7 protein-coding genes are annotated in these 6,956 nt (G+C 33.5%); 1 reads left to right on the top strand and 6 read right to left on the bottom strand.

Going from position 1 to position 6,956, the window contains the following annotated elements:
* Nucleotides 1-945: glycoside hydrolase family 36 N-terminal domain-containing protein (locus tag ACT8VG_RS05710; protein ID WP_444195382.1), on the bottom strand; the 945-nt coding region annotated here is incomplete at its 3' end.
* Nucleotide 946: 1 nt separating this feature from the next.
* Nucleotides 947-2,212 carry a glycoside hydrolase family 32 protein gene (locus ACT8VG_RS05705; protein ID WP_444195381.1) on the bottom strand — a complete coding sequence of 422 codons (1,266 nt, stop codon included), beginning with the start codon at nucleotides 2,210-2,212 and terminating at the stop codon, nucleotides 947-949.
* A gap of 98 nt (nucleotides 2,213-2,310) precedes the next feature.
* Here ACT8VG_RS05705 and ACT8VG_RS05700 point away from each other — a divergent pair, with 98 nt between their 5' ends.
* Nucleotides 2,311-3,150 (top strand): AraC family transcriptional regulator, encoded by an 840-nt coding sequence (locus ACT8VG_RS05700; RefSeq protein ID WP_440251436.1) that lies wholly within the window; start codon nucleotides 2,311-2,313, stop codon nucleotides 3,148-3,150.
* A 23-nt stretch (nucleotides 3,151-3,173) separates the two neighbouring features.
* On the opposite strand, the gene ACT8VG_RS05695 is transcribed toward ACT8VG_RS05700, so the two are convergent.
* The 4 genes from ACT8VG_RS05695 to ACT8VG_RS05680 all read right to left on the bottom strand — a co-directional run.
* Nucleotides 3,174-4,298 carry a DUF362 domain-containing protein gene (locus ACT8VG_RS05695; protein ID WP_444195380.1) on the bottom strand — a complete coding sequence of 375 codons (1,125 nt, stop codon included), beginning with the start codon at nucleotides 4,296-4,298 and terminating at the stop codon, nucleotides 3,174-3,176.
* 71 nt (nucleotides 4,299-4,369) lie between these two features.
* Nucleotides 4,370-4,996 (bottom strand): DUF5052 family protein, encoded by a 627-nt coding sequence (locus ACT8VG_RS05690; protein WP_278242878.1) that lies wholly within the window; start codon nucleotides 4,994-4,996, stop codon nucleotides 4,370-4,372.
* 1 nt (nucleotide 4,997) lies between these two features.
* On the bottom strand, nucleotides 4,998-6,602 hold the full coding sequence (locus ACT8VG_RS05685; protein ID WP_444195379.1) for a hypothetical protein: 1,605 nt from the start codon (nucleotides 6,600-6,602) through the stop codon (nucleotides 4,998-5,000).
* A 25-nt stretch (nucleotides 6,603-6,627) separates the two neighbouring features.
* Nucleotides 6,628-6,956: GH32 C-terminal domain-containing protein (locus ACT8VG_RS05680; RefSeq protein WP_440253969.1), on the bottom strand; the 329-nt coding region annotated here is incomplete at its 5' end.

Raw genomic sequence — 6,956 nt, 5'->3', positions numbered from 1 at the left:
TATAGGAGGTAATTCCAGTGATAGTGGTAATAAGTGATGACGATAGAGTTCATGGAAATTCATTCTCATCCCTTCTAAACCTGTACTACTATAATTCACGACAACTTCAGGTGTATAGAATTCTTCTCCCTTATGTAAGTGCCAATTATTCATAGAAGGATGTAAACCCATCTGCATACGAACTTTTCCAAATGAATCCTTTTGTATCTTGCAACAATAATTTCCACTATATATAAAATGCATTGCATATATATCAGAACCTGATATTAATGCCGCAAATGGATGCATTTGCGGACTACTGCTGCCTCTTGTACTTTCTATTTGAAATATACCTGTATTAAGTGCAGATAGCTGAATATTACCTTCTTTTGCATGTAAGCCATACATTGTCATCACTTGATAATCCTGTGATGGAAGTTCTAAAGAAACAGATTGTGTATTATAAAGAATAAGATCTTCTTTACAGCTTCTAAAAGAAGCTGTAAATGAAAGAACGCCTAAATCCTCATAAATAGTGATATATTGACTAACTTCTAAGCCAATATGCTTATCTTCATAGACTACTTCTAGTGTCTCACTTCTGCCATGACTTTTAAGTGAGGGTAATCCTGAAAGAGTCTTCTTTTCATCTAGTACATGCACTTCCTTCAACAATAATTCACAATAACGTTGATGGTGTGCTTCTACTTCAATGGCAGGTATACGATAATCTCCATGACCTAATTGTGGATAGAGAAAAGGAAGATCATCAAAAGATGCATTTTCGATACTGACATCATGTTCAGTATTGTAGCCGCGTTTGTAGTAAGTCATTGGACTTTTATGATAATGACGAAGTGGTTTCCCTATATATCTTTGTAAAATGTACTTTTGGTCTAATACTTCTAATATATAACTAATATGTGTATTTCTAAGATGAATTATACTATTATTTATTGTAATCATTTTAAATCTCCAATCTGTATACGTTGATATTTTGTGATTCTTTACTACTTGCAAGAAGTAAGTCTTCAGCCTGTGGATCAAGACGTGCAGAATAAACAAACTCTCCGTTATTCGCAAATATTTCTACACTTGATGTATCCAGCCATATTTCCATATGATTGATTTTTATAGGCCATGATTTCTTTTGATATTTCTGTTCTGCCCAATCATAGCGTTCAATACTTATGCCTTCATTAAAGTGAATGCTTAATTCCTTATTGATTGAAAAAGATATATGTTCCAAGGGACTGATTTCTATCATCGCCTGTCTTTGTATTTTCATATGATTCGTATAAGGAATTTCATGGCATAATTCATACATCTCCCTTACAGGTAACTGTATCAATTTTCCTTTTTTTACAGATAATTCACGAGGCATTGTTAAACAATGAATATGTCCATCCTTAGCGAATTCTACTTCTTGCGCATCACTAAAACGTGACATCCAGGCAAGCATAATACGTCTTCCTTGAGCATCCACAAATGTTTGTGGTGCATAAAAATCATACCCTTCATCCATATGCAGTCCTTTATCTAAATCACTCAATGTATCTATTAAATAAACAGCGTGTGCATCAAGACATTCATCCGTATCATTATTTCTTGACTGCAAGCCATAAATTAATACTTCATGAGCATCAAGTGTAAATAAGTCAGGACATTCTATCATTTCATACTGTTTAGATATTCCAATGATTTTATTAAACTTAAAAGAGGTTCCATCTATTGATGTATATTGACTAATATCTCCTTTTCCAGTCTTCTTATTCTGTCCTCCAATAATCATTTTCCAGACATCCTCCTTAGTCACTTTAGGATCTCTAAAATGACCTGTATAATCATCAGGAAGAGAGAGTACAGAACCATATTTCTTAAAATGAACACCATCCTTTGATTGTGCAAGACATTGTTCAGGATATCTTACGCCTTCTCTCTTCACATTTCCCGTATAATAAAGAAATAGTGTCTCACCATCACTGACTGCACTTCCTGAATACGTCCCATCCTTGTCATAAGCTTCTGAAGCTTGTAATGCGATAATAGGCTCACTCCAATGAATAAGGTCTTGAGAGGTTGTTTTCCCCCATACTTTATAAGAGTGGTCTGTCGTATTAGGATTCCATTGGAAAAAGACATAATACTTTCCTTTAAAATAGGAAAGCCCATTTGGGTCATTGATTAACCCTTTTTCTGTTTCTATATGATATGCTTGTTTTCTATTTTTCATACATAACCCTCACTTTATTTACATTAAACAACGTCAAGAATATAATAAGAATAGAAATACATAACGAATATATGGAAAAAACTAACTTAGGGGATCATATGAAAGAATATAAAGAACGTATTCACAGTAAAACCTATAAAGCCAATACGGATTTGTCTTTATACAGTGCTGGAATAGAACAATGTAAAAGTGAATATACCTATGGACCTATTGTAAGATCTTATTATGTGATGCATTTTGTCTTCTCTGGAAAAGGACAACTGACTATTAATGAACATTCCTTTGATGTCAAGACAGGAGATATTTTCCTCATTCCTGCCAATAAGGTGGCTACCTATCAAGCAGATAAAAACCATCCATGGAAATATGGATGGGTCAATTTCTTAGGTATTAATGCGGAACAATATTTTTATTCCCTTACAAAAGATACACATGATCAATACATTATTCATAATGTTGCTGTGAATCAATATTATAAACAGATTGAACGTCTATTAGATTTATCCTTTAATACAGATGCTGAATATTTTGAATCAAATAGTATACTTCTTCATATTTTCGCAATGTTATATGAAGAGTTAAATATCCATTTCAATAATAATGTGAAATATTCACTTGCCGAAGAAATTCGTCTTTATTTGGATTTGAATTATCAATATAACCTTAAAATGAGTGAGATTGCGGATAAGTTTGGTATTCATGCAAATTATATGACACGATTATTTCATCAGAAATTTGATATTTCACCTAAACAATATCTGCTTTCAATTAAATTAAAAAAGGCTGCAGGCTTGTTACAGAGTACAAATCTCCCTGTATCTACAATTGCAGCCAGTGTGGGCTTTATTGATGCTCTGGCCTTTTCTAAAAAGTTCAGTAAGACTTATCATTGTTCACCCACACAATATCGTAAACAAACAGATGAAAAGAAGAATTGAGTTATTTCAATTCTTCTTTTTTATTATTTCATTTGAATAAGTTCGTATTCTCTTGTACCTAAACCAATCTTTTCTGCATGTTCTAATGTTTCTTTCCATCTAACATTAGGATTTGAATCTAGGAAGTTATCATGATGGTGATGCCAATGTGGATCAGCTAAATTATCAGATAACTGACTATTAGGCATAGGTGTTGCATGTAAGCATGCATCTACACATGCTTGATCTAAGGCAACAGGATCAAATGACGCAAAGATACCAACATCTGGTAAGATAGGTGCATCGTTTTCACCATGACAATCACAGTTAGGTGAGATATCTCTTACAAGACTAATATGGAATGTTGGTCTTCCATCACATACTGCCTGCGAATATTCAGCCATCTTTCTACCAAGTATTTCATTAGCATCCCAGTTCTGATTTTCAATCGCATCAAATGCGCAGGCCCCAATGCATCTGCCACATCCTTTACAGATATCCTGATTGATGACTGCTTTTCCATTTTCATAAGTGATTGCATCACTGCCACATTCTTTAGCACAGCGACGACATCCTCTACATAAGTCATCATGTACAATTGGTTTGCCTGAATTATGCTGCTGCATCTTACCAGCACGGCTTCCACAGCCCATACCAATATTCTTAATCGCACCACCAAAGCCTGTAGATTCATGTCCTTTAAAATGAGTTAAACTGATAAAGATATCCGCACCCATGACTGCACGACCTATATAGGCTTCTTTACAATATTTACCATTTCTTACAGGTACTGTAATATCATCTGTTCCTCTTAAACCATCACCAATAATAATCTGACACCCTGTAGTGATTGTATTAAAACCATTGATATTTGCACAATCTAAATGTTCTAAAGCGTTCTTTCTAGAACCAGGATATAAAGTATTACAATCTGTTAAAAATGGTTTTCCTCCACATTCCTTAACGACATCTGCGACTGCTTTCGCATAATTAGGACGTAAATAAGATAGGTTACCTAATTCACCAAAATGCATCTTGATAGCTACAAACTTACCATCCATATCAATATCTGTGATTCCTGCTTTCTTAATTAAACGCTGTAACTTTTCAGTTAAACTCACACCAACACGTGTACGAAAGTCTGTAAAATATACTTTTGATTTCTCCATAAACATATCCTCCATAATACTATTTTAACCCTAAAGTAAAGTTCATAGTCAACTAAAAAAGAGTAGACAAGCTACTCTTCTTTTAAACAATCTGAATCAATAATCTGGAAGTTTGCACGATGAATGTAAAGTGCTTTACCATCAATCATGAGTTTAGTCATCTTAGGAAGGTTTTCAGGAATTTCCCAATATACATCATCACCCTGATATGCCTTAATAGGCTGACCTAATTGAGACTTAACGACTACGACTCTTCTTTTACCAAACAAGTTCTTATACTTATTTAAGTAATTTGCGATAGCTGTATTGGCTGTAATGCCATCTGCAGTACTATTGATATGCTTCTTAGTAAAGTCTACTTCTGCATCTAATCCCTTCTGTTCAAAGATACATGTATCTCCACAGCTTTCTATTTCATTCCCATCAATTGTGATCGTAATGACTGAAGAAAGACTATATCCTTCATTGACACTACCATCTGAGCTATAAGAGACTTCTTTTACTTTATTACCTGTAATCTTGATCTTCTGACCTTTTGTTTCAAATACTTTATTACCATAATTATCATATGTGTCAATTGTATAGCCATTCCCAATTAAACTACCTTTAATGTCATTGAGCTTAGATTTGAAATAAGAACATCCACATAATGATAAACATACTAAAGTAACTGTGAAAATCTTCATGATTCTTTTCAATTTATTCACCTACATTCTTAATCACATTTACATCATTCATTTCAATATAACGAATATGAATTGTTTCACCTGCTTTTAAAAAAGCAAGTGTGTTTTCATTTTCTGAAGTAATAACTGCTTTGTATTTCTTACCTTCTGTATCCACGATAAATAGCTTAGATTTACCATCTACATTAAGAATTTGTACATTTGCGATTGTGATATCCTTCTTCTTAGTTTCGGCATCAGACTCTTCTGTAATTGTCTGAGAAGAAAGGAAACCCTTCTTAAGGAGTTCTAGATTCTTAACTGAATCTGCAGAATAAACAGAGACCTTCTGATAGTCTTTCGCATCTACCATCGCATACTGTTTAATAAGTCCTCCACTATCTTTAAGTGAAATCAAATAAACAGGATGACCACCTACATTCACTAACAATGGGAATGTGGCATCATAACCATAGTTCTTAACTTCACCTTCTGCAGATTTCATTGCGGCTTTTTCATTTGCCCCAGAACAAGAGAAACGTAAAGTTTGATGAGTACGTAAATTAGATAATACAAAGCCTAAGTTAGATGAATCTTTATTGGCTGAAGTAATGCCACTATAGATCCAGATATCGCCATCTTTTTCTAAATAGTTGTAACCTTCAGATGTGACTGTCACATTCTTCTGCCCTAAGACAGAGTTAAAGAATCCATCCTGTAAGCTTCCGTTTTCATCTATTTCAGTCATAATGAGTTCTTCTGGATATACACGATCCACCCATTTAGGTACTTTGTCTTTATCATATTTCTTAGATTTACCAGTAATTGGATCAAAGAGGACAGCACCAGTCACCTTCTTCTTATTACCTACACCAAAGTAAGTATATGTTGTACATACATACCAAGGATGTCCTTTTTCATCTACTTCAAATGAAGGAGAACCAAAGATGGATGTAGGGTAAGATAATTGTAGTTTACGATTTAAATTATGATTAAGAATGGCAGAAGGTACATATTTCATACCATCCAAACCTAAATCCTTTAACTTAACGATTTCTGCCTTACCATTAGTAGAATTCACTGTAATATAAGCAGGAATACCATTCTTACTATTAGTAAGATATTTAAAGAAACTTGCATATTCAAGTGGAGTGACACGATAGACACTATTCTTATAAGAAATCTGTGTATAATCATCACTTACTTCAAACTGAGAGACATATTCTGGAATCTCACCCATTACCTTGTCTCCAAGCTTTACAGTACTCTTACGGTCAATAATAGGTGTCTTAGAGAAATCTACTTCATGTAATGTCTTATTATTGAACTTTACGTTTTCTACTTCTATACGACTTGCATAACGTGATGCATGGAAGACCTTACTTGTGAATAAATCAGTCACTAAAACACCTGCCACAATCAATGCTACTGCAGCACCTAAATAACCTACCTTTTCAGGTTTAAATTTCTTACCAAGTAATGTGCTATAAGAAGTAGAAGCACCATAAATACATAATGCGACAATAATAAATATCCAAAATTCTATCGCATGAATATTTAACGCTGGTGTATAAAAATAATAAATAATTAATACAAGAATAATAGACACCAACATAGACTTAAATTCTATTTTTTTCATATATGTTTTTTCCCCCTTGGAAATATCATTTACTTAATGTTGTGATTCTATAAGTCATCTTTTTATTAAGTGAAAGCACTGGTGTGTCTTTAAAATAAACTCTATCTGTAAAGACAAGTTTTCCACCATTTATAAATACTTCTACACTACTAGAATCAATCAATAGCTTCATAGACTGATATTCTTTAATAGTCCCTACACGTTCTGTCTGATTTATTACAGTTACTTTATGATTATTTACTGTAAGTGTATAGAGATTGCTTAGCTTGAGAGGTGAACTACCTCGACTTAATACTCTATATTTGAAGTCAAGGCTTCTAGGATGCTTACGCATCCGTTTAAGAAGATTGATAT

The organism is Catenibacterium sp., from assembly GCF_052354645.1.
GTDB classification, from domain to species: Bacteria; Bacillota_I; Bacilli_A; order Erysipelotrichales; family Coprobacillaceae; genus Catenibacterium; species Catenibacterium mitsuoka_A.
The sequence above is the reverse complement of the archived record's forward strand: the minus strand, read 5'-3'. Positions and strand labels throughout refer to the sequence as shown.